Source organism: Micromonospora globbae (assembly GCF_036184225.1).
Classification (GTDB): Bacteria; Actinomycetota; Actinomycetes; order Mycobacteriales; family Micromonosporaceae; genus Micromonospora; species Micromonospora globbae.
The window spans coordinates 2,778,700-2,797,960 of the sequence record NZ_CP108084.1; the positions used below are offsets into that span (position 1 = coordinate 2,778,700).

A 19,261-nucleotide genomic window follows, 5' to 3' on the forward strand; every position below is an offset into this window, starting at 1 on the left:
CATACATGACGATGAGTCCCTATCGCCATCCCGCTAACGAGGATTCTCACCATCCGCACACAATTGATCACGCGGAGACGATCGCGGTTGACGTCGCCTCGCCCCCACGGGCGAAACTGCCCCTCATGCCAAGCGGGGGCACCAGACTGTCGATCGACCTCAGTTCCTCGGCCATCGCCGCCACCGTCAGCCACCACGGCACCCGCATGCCGATCCTCATCGACGGTCGCCTCACCATGCCAACCGGCATCGCCATCACCCCCACAGGCCAGCTCTACGTCGGCCTCGACACCACCGCAGCGAAGTCCCTCCCGGCAGACCACCGATTCGTCGACAACCCCACCACCCTGCTCGGCAAGCCCGCCCACGTCACCAACACCGCACCACCCGACCCCGTTGACCTGCTCGCCGCCATCCTGCGACACGTCAACCACCACGCCGCCCACCAGGTCGGCCAGCCGGTCACCGAGCTCACCGTGACCATCCCACCCGGTTGGGGACCCCGCCGTCGCGGACACCTCGCCGAGGCGGCATCCCGAGCGGGACTACCATCTCCCGCCCTCGTCACCGCGCCCGCCGCCCTCGCCGCCCACGCCGCCACCCTCGGTCACACCCCGCCCGAAGGCTCCTGCCTGCTCGTCTGTCAGGCGGACCGCCACCCGCCGACCCTCACCGTCCTGCAAACAGTCAGCGGCGGCTACCGCGAACTGGCAACACACCACCTCGACGGCATACCCGACCTGGACCACCTCATCACCCACCGCCTCGTGCACACCGCAACCGCCGACACCGACCCCCTCCGAACGGCGATCACCCAACCGGCGCAGGACAACGCAGCCAACCGGCTCGCCCTCCTGGAATCCGTCCGCACCGCCCGCCAGCTGCTCATCGACCAGGACCGGGCGCCAATCCTGCTGCCCGCATCCCGACAGCCCACCGTCATTACCCGCGACGACATCGCCACCGCCGCGCAGCCGCTGCTCGACCAGATACCCCACGCAGTCCACCAACTGCTCGACGCCGCCGACATCGACACCCCACACCTCGCCGCGGTCGTCCTGAGGCCCGCTGATGCCCTGCCCGCCCTCACCGACCAGCTCACCCACGCCACCAACCGTCCGCCCGCCCTCATCGACCACCCCCACGCCCTCGCCGACGGAGCCCTCACGCTCACCGCCGCCCACCAACCAGCACCACGTGCCGGCGCTGCGCGGCTACCCCGCGTCCGGCTCCGAGTCAGCGACCTCACCGGCGCCCTGCTCATCGGCGCATCCTCGCTGACGCTGCTCCTGCAAGCCGTCCTCACCGCCGACATCACCACCGTCAACACCTGGGTCGTCGGTGCCCGCACCTCACTGCCGCAACTCGGCACCGCCGGCGCACTCGCCATGCTCACCGCCCTCGCCGTCGCGCACCTGGCACCCACCACCTGGTTAGCCGGAACTCCGTCCGCGTCAACACCCGAACCCACGACAGGCAACCTCATCCGTCGGGGATACCTCGCCGCCGCCGTCGGCGGCGCAATCACCGCCGCCCTCTACGGACTCGCCACCGGCACAGCCGTCCACTTCGACTACAGCCCCTACCTGAAATGGACCCTCGGCGCCGCCCTACCCCTCACCGTCTGCGCCACCCTCATCGCCGCCACCGCACCCCGTATCCCCGCCGACGCGCTACCCACCTGGCTCGCCCTGACCCGCCCCGCCATCACCTACGCGCTCATCGCCGCCGGCGGCATCTTCCTCATGCGCGCGGCACTCACCCTCACCACCCCGATTCAGACGAACAACACCGCCGGCGTTGCCGGCAGTCTCGGCGCAGCCCTCCTCGGCGCAGCCGCCGCCCTGACCGCCAGCCGTAGCCGCCTAATCCGCGCCATCACCGCCCCCGGTCTGGCCATCGGCTACGCCCTCGTCTTCAGCTACGACACCAGCGGCGCCCTGATCGTCGGCTACCTCATCGCCCTCACCTGGTGGGGAGCCCAACTCACCGCCCACACCCTGCGACTCGCCTTCCCCCTCGACCGAACCATCCTCCGCCGCCTCATCGACAATCACCACATTCAAGGCGACCGGCCGCCGCATGCCTAGTCGTCCCCGTGCCAGCCAATCGTGGTTCTCATGGCCCACACGGCAGCGAGGGGCCGGAGCGGATTCCGCTCCGGCCCCTCGAAGAGTGCACTTTGCCAATCGAGCTACGCCTATGAGACGGGGGGACGCACTCCCCGCGCATGCGCTGAGTGCCTCGGGCGTCTACCGGGGTCCGTAGTCCTCCATCTCAACCAGCCGTGTTTCCCCTGCTGGATCGCCAGGTGTCCAGGTCGGGGACGTGCAGTCCGACCTCACGACCCGCGGTCACGGCTGCGAATCCCGCCCACCGAACGAGATCGGGCAAGTCGCACGGCGTCGCCTCGGTGAACGGACGGTCCACCGAGGCGACGTCGGCGGACGGTGCGACGTTGAGGAACCCGCGCAAGTCGGTAAGAGCCCGACCGAAACGCACCGCCCGCACGCCATAGATCAGCGTCGCGGGCGGTGGTGGGTGGATCTACGCGGCGGCCCCTCCATCGAACACCAGGTCGGAGCCGACGGCGAAGCCGGCGTCGGGCGAGGCCAGGTACAGCACCGCCGCGGCGATCTCGTCGAGGGTGCCGACGCGGCCTACCGGCAACTGCGCCGCCAGCCGGTCGACGCGGTCGGCTGGGCTTTCTCCGGGCCGGAGAGACATCTCCGTGTCGGTGGGTCCGGGGCTGACGCTGTTGATCCGGATTCCCTCCCGGATGTGGTCCAGGGCGGCGTTGCGGGTCAGCGCGCTCACCGCAGCCTTTGTCGCGACGTACGCGCCGAGCCCCGCGCGCCGCGCGTGAGCGCCGAGGTTCGAGGCGATGTTGACGATGACGCCTCCACCGTTGGCCCGCATGTGGGCGATTTCGTGCTTCATGGACAGCAGCGTGCCGGTGAGGTTCACCGCGACGAGGTGGTGCCACTGCTCCTCGTCGATGTCACCGACCGGGCCCACCGCGGTCAGGATGCCGGCGCTGTTGACCGCGATGTCGAGCGCGCCGTATCGGCCGGTGGTCTCGGCCACCAGTCGGGCCAGGTCGGCCGAGCGGGTGACGTCGGCGGCGACGGCCGAGGCGCGGCCACCCTCGTCCTCGATGAGCTTGACGGTTGCCTCAAGTGAGCCGCGGGTGCGGCCCGCCACGACGACGGCCGCTCCCTCCCGGGCGAACGCTCGTGCGACGGCCTGGCCGATTCCTGTGCCGCCGCCGGTGACGAGAGCGACCTTGTCGGTGAATCGTGCGGTCACGGTGTTGACTCCTTCCGGGTGTCGGATCGGTAGTGCGGGTGGGGTTCGCTCGTGGTGGGGCCCTGTCGCAGCACCGCGACGGCTGCCGGCGCGACAAGGGCCGATCGCCGGCTGTTGCGGCCCGCCGTCGTAACCCGCGTAACCCTGGAGCGCGGCCACGGCCTACGGCGGGGCGTCACGCCGCGCGTGCCTGGCGGTACGTCGGGAGCCGTTGCCGCCATCGTCATTCACCTTCGAGGATTTTCAAGACCGGTCGTTCTGATATTGGGTCATGGCTTGACACTGCGGGGTCGAACGTCGATCGCGAGCCGCCCGGCGCGAAACCCGGCTGTGGCGAGCCCGCACGCGCTGTCCGCGGTGCGCTCCGGCGGCCCGCCGTCAGTCGAGCAGGGCCAGCGCCTGCGTGACGGCATCCCGCAGCCGCCGCGGCTCGGCCTGCACCTTGCCGACCACTCGAATGCCCTGCATCAGCACGAGCAGGAACCGGGCCAGCGCACGAGGGTCCTTGTCCGGCGCGAGTTCACCCTGGGCCTGCGCCCGGATCAAGGCAGAGGTGATCGCGGTCTCCAGGTGGCCCCAGCTTGCCGCCACACGGCGCGCCGCCTGCGGGTCGTGCGGCGCCACCTCCACAGCGGTGTTGACGATGAAGCAGCCGCGCCGTCCGCTGTCGTCGCCGGCCTCGCGCGCATATCGTTCGATGACGGCCCGCACGGCCGGCAGCGCCGGACCCGGCTGCGACAGCTCACGCAGCAGGCCGGGGTCGACCAGGTCGCCGTACCGGTCGAGCGCCTTGAGATAGAGATCGCGCTTGTTGCCGAACGTCGCGTAGATGCTCGCTCGCGCGACACCCAGATGCTCAACCAGGTCGGCCATCGAGGTCGCCTCGTACCCCCGCTCCCAGAACAGGTCGAGGGCCGCCCGCAGTGCCGCGTCCGGATCGAACTCCTTGGTCCGTGCCACGGCTCGACCCTAACCGTATCTAGATCGATCGGTCAAGAAAGGCCGTCGGCCCGGCGACCCTGCTCGCCCTCACCGCCCGGTTGCGTGGCCACCCTCGTCGTCGCCGCCTCCGACTGGAATCCCGACCCGAAGGCACCGCATGACGGGCAAACCCGATGGTGCGTGACGACACGGTTCTGGCACTCTGCCGACCATGCCCGAGACCGTCTCCCCGCCGCGCAGCCTGCCCGAGCTGCGAACGCTCGCCGCTGCGGGCGGGCGGATCACGTACCTGTTCTTCTGGGGGCACCAGCCCCGACCGGATGGCAGCATCGGACCGGGCTGCCTGAGCCAGTGGTGGCCGGCCCCGTTCGTCGTGGACGGAGTCCGGTACGCCACCGCCGAGCACTACATGATGGTCGGCAAGGCCCGCCTGTTCGGCGACGACGCGATTGCCGCGCAGATGCTCACGGCGCCGCACCCGGGCGCGGTCAAGGCCCTGGGCCGGCAGGTCCGCGGCTTCGACCAGGCCATCTGGGATGCGCGGTGCTTCGACCTGGTCGTCGCTGGCAACGTGGCCAAGTTCAGCCAGCATCCCGACCTCGGACGGTACCTGTCCGGCACGGGCGACCGGGTACTGGTCGAGGCCAGCCCGGTGGATCGGGTCTGGGGCATCGGCCTTTCCGCCACGGACCCACGCGCCCACGACCCGGCCCAGTGGCGCGGCCGTAACCTCCTCGGGTTCGCGCTGATGCACGTCCGCGCGCAGCTCCCTACCGGATGAAGCTCAGAATCCGCGTACACCAGGGGCGACTCGGCGCCGACCAGTTCCGCGTCATCCGCCCCGCCACACCGGTGACCGGCGCGGTCCTGGGCGACCACAACCCCTGGTTCGTCCTGGAACTCAACGCCGACGCCGCGTTCACCGTCACGGGCCTGTGGATGCTGGCGGCCCGATCACGTCACACCCTGATACACCTACCGCTGCGGGGCAACACGCCGCCGACGCCTTCCCTCACCACCGTGAACACCGGCGAGCTCGACATGGTGCTCAGTCACCGCGACCTGCAGTTCGCCCCACACCGCTGGAAGGACCTTCGCCGCCGCCTGGACGCCGGAGCGCCCCAGACCATCTCCTGGAATCCTCACGACGTGCCCACCTGGGACGAGGTCCACGAACTCAACCGCCACGCCCACCGGCGTTCCTCCCACAGAGACAGATTCCACCAACACCTGCACGGTCACACCCTGTTCATGGCCGGCAACGCCGCCGCGTTCCGGCGGACGGCGCGGTACGTCCTCGACATGGCCTTGTGGCGACCGGACCCGGACCGGCCCGGCTACCACTCGGCGACCGTGCACCCAGCCGACGGGCACTTCGCCACCGACTGCCGAGGCATCTACCTCATGCGCTCGCAGTGACGGCGGTTCACCTGAGCGCACACGCTCCCAGAACGAGGTTCGCCGGGCGACGTCGGGGAATCCCTTTCGACACCGCCAGCGGCGTCTGTCAGCATGTCCTCTCCCCCGCCGGCGACGGCGGGACCATGAGCCGGCGGTTCTCGGCCCGGCCTGGTCAGCGTCGTTTCGGCGACGACCGGGGCGGCGCTGAGCGCCGCCAGCGAGAAGCGGTCCGCTTCGCACCAGAAAGCGAACGCGCCGAACGTCTGGCCGCCCACGACGCCGGTCGTGATGGGACCACCCTCAGGACAGCACGCGGTAGGTCACGTGCGTGACTCCGGTCGCCGCCCGCGACGACACCTGCTCCAGCTTCAGCGGCGGCACGCCGTCGAACAACCGCGTGCCGGCGCCGAGCGTGAGCGGCACGTAGTGCAGCCGAATCTCGGTGATCAGGCCAGCCGCGAGGTACTGGTTGACGGTGGTCGCGCCGCCGTGGATGGAGATGGCGCCGTCGTCGCCCGCCGCCGCCCGGGCCTGCCGGAACGCCGACTCGATGCCGTCGGTGACGAAATAGAACGTGGTGCCGCCGTCCATCGGCTGCGGGTCACGCGGGAAGTGGGTGAGGACGAAGACGGGGCCGTGGTACGGCGGGTTGTCGCCCCACCAGCCGGTCCACGGCCGGTCCCACTCGCCGCGCACCGGGCCGAACATGTTGCGGCCCATGATGTACGCCTTCGCTCGGGTCATCCGGTCGATCTCGGCCCGGTTCTCCTCCTTGTTCTCGTACCACGCGTGCAGCTCGCTGCCCCAGCCGTCGCCGCCGTCGTCACCGAACGGGCGTTGTTCGCTCTGGTTGTGCCCGGCCGCGTACCCGTCCAGCGAGATCGTCAGGTCGCAGCTCACCGTGCTGGTTCGTTTCGTCATACCGTCAGCATCGAACAGACCGATGTATGCCGTCCAATGCAAACCGACGCCGAAACATAAATCGTCGTGCCGCGGCCGCATCCACGCCGCGACGTACGGCGACCCGCCCGACCCGCCGGCCGCCGAGATGGCACTTGCGCCCGAGCATCGAGAAGCGAGAGCATCACCCATGCTCCACCCCTCGCCCGACAGGACTTCACCGACAGTTTCCACGCCGGACTTCGTGGGTCGTGATCGGGAGATGGCCGCGCTGCGAGGCGCCCTGGCCCGGCCACCGGCGATCGTGCTGATCGAGGGCGAGGCGGGGATCGGGAAGAGCCGACTGCTGCGAGAGTGGTTGGCCGCGCCGGACCAGCGCACCGCGCTGGTCTCGGTCTGCCCACCGCTTCGCGAATCGCTCACCTTGGGGCCGATCGTCGACGCGTTCCGTGGCATCGACCGGCCGGTGTCGCGATCGGGGCTCACCGACCTCGCGGGTGCGTTACGGCCCCTGTTCCCTGAATGGTCCTCCGACCTGCCGCCCGCACTGCCGCCCTTGGACGATGCGAAGGCGGCACGGCATCGCCTGTTCCGCGCCCTGGACGAGCTGCTGCGGGCCCTGCACGTCGACGTGCTCGTGCTCGAGGACGCGCACTGGGCCGACGAGGTGACCCTGGAGTTCCTGCTGTTCCTCACCTCCCGACAGCAATCGGACGGGCCAAGCCTCGTGATCTCCTATCGGCCCGAGGAGGTGGACGCCGGGTCGCTGTTGCTGCGGCTGACCTCCCGGCTGCCTGCTGGCGTGACCCAGCTGAGGATCGCCCTGGCGCCGCTGCCGCCCACCGACACGGCAGCGCTGATGTCCTCGATGCTGGACCGCAACCCGATCTCCCAGGAATTCACGACGTTCATGCACGAGCGCACCGGCGGCGTTCCGCTGGCGCTGGAGGAGTCGGTCCGCCTCATGTGCGACCGCGCCGACCTCGTCTTCCGCAACGGGCAGTGGGTCCGGCTCAAGCTGCGCGAGCTACAGGTGCCGCCAACGGTGCGCGACTCCACCCGGGAGCGGGTAAGCCGCCTGTCACCCACCGCACAGCAGGTGTTACGCGCCGCGGCGACGTTGGCCGATCGGTCATCGGTGGCCACGATCGCGGCGACCGCCGGTCTGTCACCGGACGCGTGTCGAGCCGCGATCGCCGAGGCGGCCGACGCCGGCGTCCTGGACGCGGACGACCGCGGCCAGTGGCGCTTCCGGCATGTGCTGGCCGCCACCGCCGTCTACGAAGCGATCCCGTTGACCGACCGCCGACACGTGCACCTGCTGGCCGGCCGGGCGTTGGAGAGCCTCCATCCGCTGCCGGTCGCACGCCTCGCCCGCCACTTCCGTGAGGCGGGCGAGGCGCAGTCCTGGGCGCGGTACGCCGAGCAGAGCGCCGAGCTGGCCATGGCCTCAGGTGACCACACCAAGGCGGTCGACCTGCTGGTCGATCTGCTGTCGTCCGGCGAGCTGCCGCCGACCGATCGGGCACGAGTCGCGCGCATCGCCGGAGTAGCCGCGCTGGGCCGCCGCGAGCCGGTCGACGAGGTCTACCACCGTGTGATCCGTACCTTGCGCGCGGTGCTTCAGACCCCCGGTCTCTCCGCCCGCCAGCAGGCCGAGATCCGCAATCCCCTCGGCCGGCTCCTGATCACCGTCGGTGAGGCGCAGGCCGCCCTCACCGAACTCGAGCAGGCGGTGGCCAACCTCGACCATGACCCGGTCGAGGCGGCTCGGGCCATGACCTATCTGGGATGGGCGTATGCCGGACCATGGCCCGCGTCGACCCATCGGCGGTGGCTGGATCGCGCCGCCGAACTCACCGCCGAATTCGACTCTCCCGCAGAGCGGCTGAACCTGGCCGGCAACCGAGCCGCCGCGTTACTCATGCTCGGCGAAGAAGAGGCCTGGGACGTCATCGCCGACCTGCCCATCGACGGCGAGACCTCCGCGGAGCGCCTCGACGTGGCCCGCATCCACGCAAACGTCGGCACCGGCGCACTGATCTGGGGCCGGTACGCCGAGGCGGAGAAGCATCTCACCGTGGCCATGCGCCTGGCCGAAGCCGAGCAGGCGTCCCGGTTGCGGTACAACGTCCAACTCGAACAGGCCAACCTGGCCTGGCTCACCGGCCGGTGGGAGGGACTCGCGGAACGAAGCACGGCACTCGCCGACGCCGACCGCGACCGGCCGGCGCACTACCTCGGCAGCATTCGGCTCGCGGCCCGGCTGGCAGCCGCAGCCGGCCGGCGACGCGCCGCCGAGGAGCAGTTCCGGCTGGTTCTCGAGGAGTCTGCCCGTCTCGGCGCCGCCGACGACACGATGGAGGCCGCCGCAGCGCTGGCCAGACTGTGGCTCACGGACGGAAACAGCAGCCGGGCGCTGCAGATCACCGACGAGCCGATGGACACCGTCCGGAGAAAAGGCGTCTGGGTCTGGGCCACCGACCTCGTCCCCGCCCGGATCGAGGCGCACCTCGCCGCGGGCGACCTCACGGCCGCGACACGCCTGGCCGACCAGTTCGCCAGAGGACTGCGTGGCCGTACGGCACCTGCGCCTCGCGCGGCACTCACCGCATGCCGCGCCCTGCTGCTCGCCACAGCCGGAGACCACGCCCGCGCGGCCAGCGCGTACGACCGGGCGGCGCGCGCCTGGAGCGCGTTGCCGCGCCCCTACGACGCCATGCTCGCCCGCGAACGTCAAGCCGAGGCGCTCATCGCACACGGCCAGATCGCACGAGGCCGACAGCTGCTGGCCGCACAGTACGAGCACCTGTTCCGGCTCGGAGCCCGCGGCGACGCCGACCGTGTCGCACAGCGGCTTCGCGAACACGGCGCCGAGGTTCCGCGATTGTGGCGCGGCGGCCGACGCGGATACGGCGACCAGCTCTCACCCCGTGAACTGGACGTGGTCCAACTGGTAGTCGCCGGCAAGACGAACCGGGAGATCAGCCGGATCCTGGCCAAGTCGCCGGCCACGGTGGATCAACAGCTGCGCGCGGCGATGCGCAAGTTGAAGGTGACCTCCCGCACCGCGCTCGCGGTCAAGGCGGTAGAGGCCGGAGTGTTCGCAGAAGAGGATTCCCTCGACGCCCCGTCGTGAAAATTGACGTATCCACTGGATAGCGACGGTCACTCGTCGGCGCCGAGCATGACGTCATGATCGATGCCCCCAGGGCAGCGCATGCCTGAGCGACCTGTCGCGGGTGACGACACCGTCGTCGAGCACCCGCCACCACTCGCGCCGCCGCACGAGCCGCGCGTCAGCGCCTCCGACGCCCGCGACGTCGACGCTGACGACCACATCAGCCACGACCCCTACCAGCCCCTGTAGGCCGAAGGACCCCACATGAGACCGAGAGCCCTCATCGCCTCGCTGGCCGCAGCGGTCGGCCTGAGCATGATCGCGCCACCACCGGCGTCGGCCGCGGAGCCGGACCCCGGCACGCCCGCCAGCAAGATCGAGTCGAACCTGAAGGACCGCTTCCGCACCGAGCCGGTCTCCGACTTCTGGATCACGTTCGACACCAAGGCCGACCTCGCGCCAGCGAAGAAGATCACCGACTGGACCGCTCGCGGTCAGTTCGTCTACGACGCACTGACCGCAGCGGCGAAGAACTCCCTCGCATCCGTCTCCACCGAACTCGACCGGGCAGGCGTCAAGTACACCTCCTACCCGATCGCCAACACCGTGCTCGTCAAGGGCGGCACCGAAAAACTCGCCCTCAACGTGGCCTCGGTGGCGCAGGTCGACGAGATCCACGCGACGCCGCAGGTCGCCCTGGTCGACCCGGTGGACGAGAAGACCCCGGATGACCAGGCCACCCGCCCCGCCACCCCGAAGGCCACCGCCGACGCAGGCACCGTCGAGTGGGGCCTGGACGCCATCCACGCCCCCCAGGCCTGGGCCATGGGCGCCACCGGCGCGGGCATCACCGTGTCCAATCTCGACTCCGGCGTCCAGTTCGACCACCCCGCCCTGGTCACGAAGTACCGCGGCAGCAAGCCCGACGGCACGGTCGACCACAACTACAACTGGATGGCCACCCGGAGCACGTGCGCCGACGCGCCGTGCGACGACAACGGACACGGCACCCACACCATGGGCACCATGGTCGGCGACGACGGCACCAACCACATCGGCGTCGCCCCCGACGCGCAGTGGATCGCCACGGACGGCTGCTGCGCCTCCACCGGCCCCGAGTCGCTGCTCGAGTCCGGCTGGTGGCTGCTCGCCCCGACCGACATCCACGGCAACAACCCCGACCCGTCCAAGCGCCCCCACGTCATCAACAACTCCTGGGGCCAGGAAGCCGAGCACAACTTCAACGACTTCTTCCGCGCCATCGACGAGGCCTGGAGCGCCGCGGGCATCTTCAGCGTCTGGTCATCGGGCAACACCACGCCGTACGCGGCGTGCGACACCGTCTCCTCGCCCGGCTCCGCCGAGAGCGCCTACTCCGTCGGCGCCTACGCCTCCAACGGCACGCTCGCGTTGTTCTCCCGCAAGGGCGAGGGCGAAGGCGGCCGGATCAAGCCCGAGATCTCCGCTCCGGGCGTCGCCGTTCGCTCGTCCTACCCGAACAACAGCTACACCGAGATGTCCGGCACATCGATGGCGGCCCCCCACGTCGCCGGCGCCGTCGCGGCGCTGTGGAGCTACGACCCCACCCTCATCGGGCAGGTCGAGGAGACCCGGCGCCTGCTCGCCGAATCGGCCGTCGACGTCGACGACACCGAGTGCGGCGGCACCGCCGCCTTCAACAACAAGTACGGCGAGGGCCGACTCGACCTCGTCCGCCTGCTCGAGCTCGCGCCCAGGCAGGGCGGCACCCTCACCGGTGTCGTCACCGCCGACGGCGCCCCGGTCCCCGCCGCCGAGGTGACGATCAGCGGACCGTTCAGCCGCTCGGTCGGGACCGACGAGGACGGCCGGTTCACCGTCAACCTTCCGGTCGGCGACTACCAGATCAGCACCAAGGTCTTCGGCTACCTGACCGCGACCGCGAGCGCCACGATCACTCTCGGCCAGAACACCACGCTCGAGGTGCCCCTGACCGCCGCGGCGCGCCACGACATCAGCGGCAGGGTCGTCGACGACAAGAAGCAACCCGTCCCGAACGCCGACGTCGCCATCAAGGACACCCCACTGGACGCGGTACGCACCGACGCCAACGGCGCGTTCACCATCACCGCCGTCCCCGAGGGCCAGTACGCGCTGACCATCACGCCCAACGCCTGCTTCTCGCCCACGACCGTCCCGCTGACCGTCGGCGCGCAGAACGAGGCACGCGACATCCCGGTCGCGCTCGTCGTCGACGAGGGCGGCTACAGCTGCGCCATCTCCGACGGCGAGTACCTGCGCGGCACCGACCCGGTCGCGTTCCCCAGCGGCGTGTGGGCGACGGTGAAGCTGCCGTTCCCGATCGCGCTCTACAACGGCGGCCATGACACCCTCGGTATCAGCCTGCGCGGCGTGATCTCCCCCGACACCACCACTGGACCCGGCAGCGGCGGTGCGGGCGTCTTCCCGTTCTGGGTCCCGTCCCCCGTCCAGTTCGCCCCCGGCGGCGGAGTCTTCACCGCAGCCACCAAGGTCGACGGCGAGGACGCCTTCGTCGTCGAGTTCCGCAACGCCAAGATCTGGGCCTACCCGATCCGGTCGGAGTACACCGAGCCGGTCAACTTCTCGGCCACGCTCACCCGCTCGGGCAAGGTGATCTTCGGGTACGGCGACGGCATCGGCACCGACGACCCGGTGACCGCCGGCGCCCGCACCATCACCGGCATCCAGGGCTGGGCCGGCGTCGACGGCATCCGCTTCTCCGACAACGCCCCCGTGCTGCACGACGGGATGATCGTCACCTACGACCTTCCCGACTGGGGCTACCTCGACGCGACCGTCGTCGACCAGAACGACGGGCTGCCGGTGGCCGGAGCCAAGGTCTCCTTCACCGACAAGGACGGGCTCGTCGAGACCGTCACGACCAACGGGACGGGCATCGTGCACCGCCAGCTCCCGGTCGGCGACTACACCATGACGGTCGACGCCCCGAACTACACCACCGCCGCGTACCCCTTCACCCTCGACAAGCTCTACGCGAAGGCCACGATCGACGCGCGGCTGACCACGGGCGTCGCCGGCCTCAAGGCCGACGGCCTCGACGCGGTGCTGGGTACCGACCAGAACGGCGTGGGCTCGCTGACGCTGACCAACACCGGTTCCGCCCCACTCACGTACGACCTGGGCGAGGCCGCACGCCACCCCGAGCTCGACGCCGCCGGCGCCACCACGCGCACCGGCAAGGGTGCCGACAGCACGATCGACCTCACCGCGTGGAAGACCGGTGCGAACGGCATGAAGCCGTCGAACGTCGACGGCAAGGCCACGACGGCCGCCGCCGCGGAGAAGCAGGCGGCCGGCAAGGTCGGCACGACCTCCGGCGGCGACGTCATCACCCGCATCCCCATCCCGGGCACCATCGCGGAGAAGGAGCCCAGCGGCATCGGATACGACGGTGACGTCTGGGTCCACGACTACAACGCGCGGACCAACACCGCCTACACGGTGACGGGCAAGCCGACCGGAAAGGTCTTCGACGCGTCGTGGAACCCCACGTACCGGGCGTTCGACATGGCACTCGACACCAAGACCGGTGACATGTGCCAGATGGAGGATAGCCCGGCCAGCTACATCCACTGCTTCGACCGCCAGACCGGGAAGGAGACCCGCCAGATCAAGGGTGACTGGTCCACGCTGCAGCTGACCGGACTGGCCTACAACCCGACCGACGACGTGTTCTACGTCGGCGGCCGCGCCAACGGCATGATCGGCACCGTCGCCGGGACCTCGCACGACAACGCCGGCGCGCTGCTGTCCTTCTGCGCCCCGCCGCTGCCCGAGGTGATGGGCCTGGCCTACAACCAGGCCTCCGACACCATCTGGTACACCGACCTCACCACCAACAGGCCCACCCGCCTGCTGCAGGTCGACCCCGACGACTGCTCGCTGGTCAACGCGTGGTGGTTCCCGGGCCAGAAGGTGGGCCAGGGCGGCGGTCTCGAAACCGACTCGACCGGGGCGCTGTGGGCGGCGGACCAGATCGCCGACGACGTCGTGCTGGTCGACGTCGAGGACGACCTGCTCACCGACCTGCCGTGGCTGTCGCTCTCCTCGACCGGCGGCACCCTTGCCCCGGGCGAGTCGACGACCGTCAAGGTCTCCATCTCCTCCAAGGACGCCACGCCAGGAGTCCTCGGCGCGAACATCGTGGTGCGCTCCGACTCCGGACGCCAGTCCAAGACCTACGTCCCCGTGACGCTCACGACCACCAAGTACCAGGTCGGCCTCAACGCCGGCGGACGCTCGTTCACCGACGGCGCCGGCTACACCTGGTCCGGCGACCAGCCGGCCGGTGACGGGGCGTGGGGCTACACGGGGAAGACGAAGGTCACCTCCACCACGGCCGGGATCGACGGCACGACCGACGACGCCCTGTTCCAGTTGCAGCGCACCACGCCGGGCAAGGACCTGACCTACCGCTTCCCCGACGCACCCAAGGGCACCTACACGGTCAATCTCGGGTTCGCCGAGATCGCGAACGTGGCCAAGGGCAAGCGGGTGTTCGACGTCCTCGTAAACGGCTCGCTGACGGAGTACGCCTACGACCCGGCCGCGGCCGTGGGACCGAACGCCGCCGACTGGCGCACCGCCGTCGTCAAGCACGAGGGCGGTCCGCTGACCGTCGAGCTGCGCGGTTCGAAGGGCCTGCGGGCCCCCAGCATCGCCGCGCTGCGGGTGACGCTCGACCCGCGCGCCGACATCGCGGAGCCGGAGCCCCAGCCCGAGCAACCGGAGCCGGGCCCCGTGCCGGTGGCCCCCGCCGGCCGCGCGTACTCGATGAAGGTGACCGACGGGCTCTACCGCCAGGGAACCGAGGAGTCCGGGTGGCACGGCGATGACGCCTGCGGCGTGCTGTGGTTCGACTCCAGCTTCCTGTTCCCGTTCTACGACACGGCCTGGGACGGCGTGTGCGTGACGACGAACGGCGCGCTGGTCTTCGACCGCGCCAGCTCGCTGGGGAACAACACGGCACTGCCGTCGCGGAGTCCGATCGACGCGATCTACCCGCTCTGGGACGACCTCGTCGTCGACGACCAGGCCGGCATCTACTTCGGCACCACCGAGGTGGACGGGCTGGCCGCGGAGGTCATCGAGTGGCGCGACGTCACCTTCTACAGCGACCAGACGGCTCGCGTGAGCTTCTCGGTCACCCTGATCGCCGACGGACGGATCCAGATCGGGTACGGCGACGGCATCGGCGGCGACAACCCCCTCACCCGGGGGTCGTCGGCGACGGTCGGCGTGGAGAGCCTGACGCGCAACCCCGCGAGCCAGTACTCCTTCAACCAGCCCGTCCTGACCGCCGGCCTGGGGCTGGAGTACACCCTCCCGGCCGCGGGCACGATCGAGGGCACGGTCACCGACGCGAACGACCACAAGCCGATCGCGGGCGCGATCATCACGCTCACGGGGCCCAGCGGTGAACGGGTCATCACCGCCGATGCGAAGGGCCGGTGGAAGGCCCAGGCGGTGGTCGGCGACAACACCGTGCAGGTCTCGGCGCCGAACTACGTCACGGCCAGCCACCCGGTGACCATCGGCAAGAAGGACCAGGCCGAGGTGGTCGACACGGCGCTGACCACGGGCGTCGCGACCGTCACCGGAGGTGACCTCGACTGGTTCCTCGGCCCGGACCAGAAGGCCACGGCCGAGGTGACCGTGACCAACACCGGCTCCGCCCCGCTGCAGGTGCGGCTCAGCGAGCAGAAGCGCACCAGCGACGGCGGGCACGAGGCCGCCGACCTTCCGTGGCTGACCCTCACGGGCGCGGCCGCGGACGGCACGGTCACGCTCGCGGTCGGCGAGTCCACCACGGTCACGGCGACGGCCGACAACACCGACATCGAGCCCGGCGTACTCGTCGGGGACGTGCTCGTGGCCTCGAACGCCGGCAAGGGCGAGGCCCAGTACACGCCGGTCCGCCTGGCGACCTCCGCCTACTGGAAGGGTGTCGACGTGGGCGGGTCCGGGCACGTCGGTGCCGACGGCTTCGTGTGGTCGCCCGACCAGGAGCTCGGCTCGGGGCCGTGGGGCTACGTCGGCGGTACGGCGCGTGCCACCAGGGCCGACATCGGCGGCACGGAGGACGACGACCTGTTCCGCACCCAGCGGACCGGCACGACGTTCACGTACGTGTTCAAGGACGTGCCCGCCGGCACCTACCAGATCGGCCTCGACTTCGCCGAGATCGAGAAGGTCAAGGCCGGCAAGCGCACCTTCGATGTCCTGGTCGACGGCAAGGCCGTGCTCCACGACCACGACGTGCAGGCGAGGGTGGGTGCGCTGACCGCGGACATGAACACGGTCACCGTCGCGCACGCCGGTGGCGATCTGAAGATCGAGCTTCGCCGCGAGATCGGCGAGCGCGACCCGATCCTCAACGCCCTGAAGGTCCAGCAGGACCCGCGCCTGTGAGATAGCCGAACCGGTCCACCCGCAAGTGGTCAGAGCCTCCCCGGAAAGATCGCCGGGGAGGCTCTGACCACGACTACGACCGCGTTCGCTGTGCCCGCGTCCTCAGTCGCGGGCGCGGATGATCATCTTCCCGGTGATCCGCTTGGTCGGGTTGAGAGCGGCGACGGCGTCGTCGAGGCTCGCGACGGTGCCGATGTTCGTCCACAGCCGGCCGTCGCGCACCCGCTGGACGATCTCACCCAGCTGGCCGCGATCGGACTCCACGACGAAGTCGACCGCCAGGCCGTCCGCGGGCCGTACCTCCGGCGGCCCGACCACGGACACCAGCGTTCCTCCGGGTCGGACCATGCCCGCCGACCGCTTCCCAATGTCACCGCCGATGACGTCGAACACCACATCGACACCACCGACGTCTTCGAGAACATCGGTGCCGAGGTCGACGAACTCCTGCGCACCGAAATCGAGCGCCCTCTCACGGTCAGCAGCACGCCCCGTACCGATGACGTACGCGCCGAACTCACGCGCGAGCTGCGTCACCATCGCACCGACCGCACCCGCCGCGCCATGCACCAGGACACTCTGCCCCGCCTTCAGACGGCCGTGCTCGAACAGTCCCTGCCACGCCGTCAGCCCAGAGATCGGCAGACTCGCCCCCACCGTGAAATCCACGTCGCCCGGCAGCGGCGCGAGGTTGCGCGCCTCGACGGCCACATACTCCGCCAGGGTGCCGTCACGATGCCAGTCCGTCAGGCCGAACACCCGCTGCCCCACCGACAGTCCCGTCGTGCCATACCCCAGAGCACTCACCACCCCAGCCACCTCATGCCCAGGAATCGACGGCGCCCGGTCACGCCCGAGACGATCGGCCCACGTCGAGGGCCACGACAACTCCGTCAGGACGAATCCCGACGCATACACCTCAACGACGACGTCGTTGATCGCCGGTACCGGCTCAGGCCGCTCCACCAACCTCATCCCCGCCGTCCCCGCAGCCTGGTCCGTCACCACAATCGCCTTCATCCGGTGCCTCTCCCTGCATCCAGTCCTCGTCCGCACGGTCACGAGGAGGAAATTTCCGTTTCGTCAGCATCCAGCAGTTCCGCTTTGGCGCCGTGGCGGATCAGCCACAGGGTTGGCGGCCACGCGGCGAAGAAGCCGATGACCAACCCGATCTGGACAATGAGCCAGAACACCGGACTACTCGGCTGCAGGGTACCGTGGAAAACGCTGAACTCCATGAGCGCCAGCCAACCCAACAGGGCGAACTCGAAAGCGGAAACGCTCAGCAGGCCCCCTCTGAGGAATCTCCGCGTCGCGGCCCACGCTCGCCGACCAGCCGCGTCAACCTGAGTGAAGTAGCGGAATACGAGGCCCACCAGCACGGCGGCCACATAGTCGGCAATGAACTCCGGCCACAGTCTTCTGTCCAGTATTTCCAGGCCGAAGCCGAAGACAAAGAGAGTGCCGACGATGGCACCGATCACGCAGTGCGTCGCACAATGCAAGGTCGCAATTGTCGTGTCAGCATGTCGCGGCCTACGGGGCGGGGTGCGGTGCCGCCTCAGCCACCTGGGAGACTGCGGCCTACCCCACTGTCGGTAGGCCAGGACGGCTGCGGGGCCGAAGTAGAGGGCGGTTGCCGGCCACACGATCTCCATGACCCTGTCCGGCTGACGGTATCGCAGAACAAGGTGATCGACAACGATGGCGACGGCGCTGGCCAGGCCCACAAGGAGCACAGCCCACGAGAGCACCACGAGCCATGTCGGTTGCAGAACCAGCTCCCTTCCAGTCCAGGCCAGTCACAGCGATACCGGCGAGTCGGAGTCACCACCCCACCGGCGCGGCGGGCCCGGTCGAGGCGGGCCAGGGCCTCCCTCGTTACTCCCGTGGACCGGCCGCGCGCAGCGACTCGACAGCCGTCAGGAGAGCGGCGCCGAGAAGCACGGTGTCTTTCAACAGGAATTGCCCCAGCAGAGACAGGCTCAGGATTCCGTGCCCTTTCTGCCGAGCCTCAGATGTCGTGGCCAGGAAGCTGAGCGTGGTGAGGAACATGCCGACCGCCCCGAAGCTACCGATCGCCGACGCTCTGGGCGCAAGCGGCTTCGCGGCGATCAGAGAGCCCACGCCGATCTCCGTGACCCCGATGAGTCGGTTGAGCTTTTGCGCGCCCACCCTTGCGCGCAGCCGCGCGAACAACGGACTCGAGGTGAGCAGGGGCTCGTCGTTCTCGACCTCGTACCGCTTGAACTTGAGCGCACCGATCCACAGGATGTTCGTCGCCAGCGCGCACCGCAGGACCGAGGAGCCCACGGCGGCGAGGTCATCGGTCCGGTCGTGTCGGGTGCCCATCGCTCGCTCCCAGGTCGCTGTGTCGGCGGTCGGCGTGCTGGGCACCCTTACCCGCTAGGACCAGCCACACGCACCGACCGGCGCGGCCAGCCGGGTCGGCGCAGAGGCGCTCGTCCCGGATGCGTCGCACCCGCCATGAGTACCGACCCTGAGTGCGTGGGTGAGTCGTTGTGACCTGCAGGAGGTCACCTCGTGGATACCGGGATCCAGAACGTCAGACTGGACGCTACGTCGAACGAGCAGCTCATGGCTCTGGCACATGCCGGTGCCGCGGCTTTCGGCCATACCGCCACACTCCAGGTGGACCGGGCCCTGGCCCAACTTCTGCGGTTACGCGTCGCGCAGATCAACAATTGCAGCTACTGCCTTCTGGTACACCATGCCGCCGCCCGCGCCGCCGACATCCCGCCGTCCAAGGTCGAGACCCTGACCGCGTGGTGGGAGACGCACCTGTTCACCGGAGCGGAGCAAGCCGCGCTGGCCTATGCCGAGGCGTTGACCCGAGCCGCCGACGCGACCGTCGACAGCCGGTTCCAGGAGGCACACGACAGGTTGGCCGCGCACTTCACGCAGGACGAAATCCTGGAGATCGTCGCCGTTGTCATCAACATGAACATCTGGACGCGACTCAAGCTCGCCGAGGGTGCCATGCCCACGACGGCACCTCCCGCGTGAGGTGACGCCCGGCGCCGCCATCGCGCCCTCACCGCCGTCCGCCCTGCCCGCCCGCTGGCGACCTCGAACCCGCGTGACGCGCTCGGGGTGCCCACCCCCGATGCGGCC

General features: G+C 69.9%; 13 protein-coding genes. 7 read left to right on the forward strand and 6 right to left on the reverse strand.

Annotated elements, in window-relative coordinates:
* Nucleotides 1-125 precede the first annotated feature (125 nt).
* Nucleotides 126-2,090, forward strand: a complete 1,965-nt coding sequence (locus tag OG994_RS12205; protein ID WP_328853284.1) for an Hsp70 family protein — start codon at nt 126-128, stop codon at nt 2,088-2,090.
* A gap of 457 nt (nt 2,091-2,547) precedes the next feature.
* Here the strand turns inward: OG994_RS12205 and OG994_RS12210 are convergent, their stop codons facing one another.
* Nucleotides 2,548-3,309, reverse strand: coding sequence for an SDR family NAD(P)-dependent oxidoreductase (locus tag OG994_RS12210; RefSeq protein ID WP_328853285.1), 762 nt, complete (start codon nt 3,307-3,309; stop codon nt 2,548-2,550).
* Between the two features lie 378 nt (nt 3,310-3,687).
* Nucleotides 3,688-4,269, reverse strand: coding sequence for a TetR/AcrR family transcriptional regulator (locus OG994_RS12215; RefSeq protein ID WP_328853286.1), 582 nt, complete (start codon nt 4,267-4,269; stop codon nt 3,688-3,690).
* Between the two features lie 193 nt (nt 4,270-4,462).
* Here OG994_RS12215 and OG994_RS12220 point away from each other — a divergent pair, with 193 nt between their 5' ends.
* Complete coding sequence (locus OG994_RS12220; RefSeq protein ID WP_328853287.1) at nt 4,463-5,032, forward strand: NADAR family protein; 570 nt, start codon at nt 4,463-4,465, stop codon at nt 5,030-5,032.
* A complete protein-coding gene (locus tag OG994_RS12225; protein WP_328853288.1) occupies nt 5,029-5,670 on the forward strand; it encodes a hypothetical protein in 642 nt (213 codons plus the stop codon). The genes OG994_RS12220 and OG994_RS12225 overlap by 4 nt, the downstream gene beginning before the upstream one ends.
* Nucleotides 5,671-5,952: 282 nt before the next feature.
* Here OG994_RS12225 and OG994_RS12230 read toward each other — a convergent pair whose 3' ends face one another.
* A complete protein-coding gene (locus OG994_RS12230; protein WP_328853289.1) occupies nt 5,953-6,573 on the reverse strand; it encodes a dihydrofolate reductase family protein in 621 nt (206 codons plus the stop codon).
* Nucleotides 6,574-6,742: 169 nt separating this feature from the next.
* Between OG994_RS12230 and OG994_RS12235 the strand changes: the two genes are divergently transcribed.
* From OG994_RS12235 to OG994_RS12245, 3 genes are all read left to right on the forward strand, one after another.
* Entirely contained in the window at nt 6,743-9,691 is a 2,949-nt protein-coding gene (locus tag OG994_RS12235) for an ATP-binding protein (RefSeq protein ID WP_328853290.1), read from the forward strand.
* Nucleotides 9,692-9,772: 81 nt separating this feature from the next.
* The gene (locus tag OG994_RS12240) at nt 9,773-9,922 is read left to right on the forward strand and encodes a hypothetical protein (RefSeq protein ID WP_328853291.1); all 150 of its coding nucleotides are present in this window, start codon (nt 9,773-9,775) and stop codon (nt 9,920-9,922) included.
* A 15-nt stretch (nt 9,923-9,937) separates the two neighbouring features.
* Complete coding sequence (locus OG994_RS12245) at nt 9,938-16,126, forward strand: S8 family serine peptidase (protein ID WP_328853292.1); 6,189 nt, start codon at nt 9,938-9,940, stop codon at nt 16,124-16,126.
* Between the two features lie 102 nt (nt 16,127-16,228).
* Here the strand turns inward: OG994_RS12245 and OG994_RS12250 are convergent, their stop codons facing one another.
* The 3 genes from OG994_RS12250 to OG994_RS12260 form a co-directional block, all read right to left on the reverse strand.
* Nucleotides 16,229-17,146 (reverse strand): NADP-dependent oxidoreductase, encoded by a 918-nt coding sequence (locus OG994_RS12250; RefSeq protein WP_328853293.1) that lies wholly within the window; start codon nt 17,144-17,146, stop codon nt 16,229-16,231.
* A 38-nt stretch (nt 17,147-17,184) separates the two neighbouring features.
* A complete protein-coding gene (locus OG994_RS12255; RefSeq protein WP_328853294.1) occupies nt 17,185-17,784 on the reverse strand; it encodes a DUF4396 domain-containing protein in 600 nt (199 codons plus the stop codon).
* 223 nt (nt 17,785-18,007) lie between these two features.
* Entirely contained in the window at nt 18,008-18,478 is a 471-nt protein-coding gene (locus OG994_RS12260; RefSeq protein ID WP_328853295.1) for a YkgB family protein, read from the reverse strand.
* Nucleotides 18,479-18,670: 192 nt separating this feature from the next.
* Here OG994_RS12260 and OG994_RS12265 point away from each other — a divergent pair, with 192 nt between their 5' ends.
* The gene (locus tag OG994_RS12265; protein ID WP_328853296.1) at nt 18,671-19,153 is read left to right on the forward strand and encodes a carboxymuconolactone decarboxylase family protein; all 483 of its coding nucleotides are present in this window, start codon (nt 18,671-18,673) and stop codon (nt 19,151-19,153) included.
* The last annotated feature ends 108 nt before the right edge of the window (nt 19,154-19,261 follow it).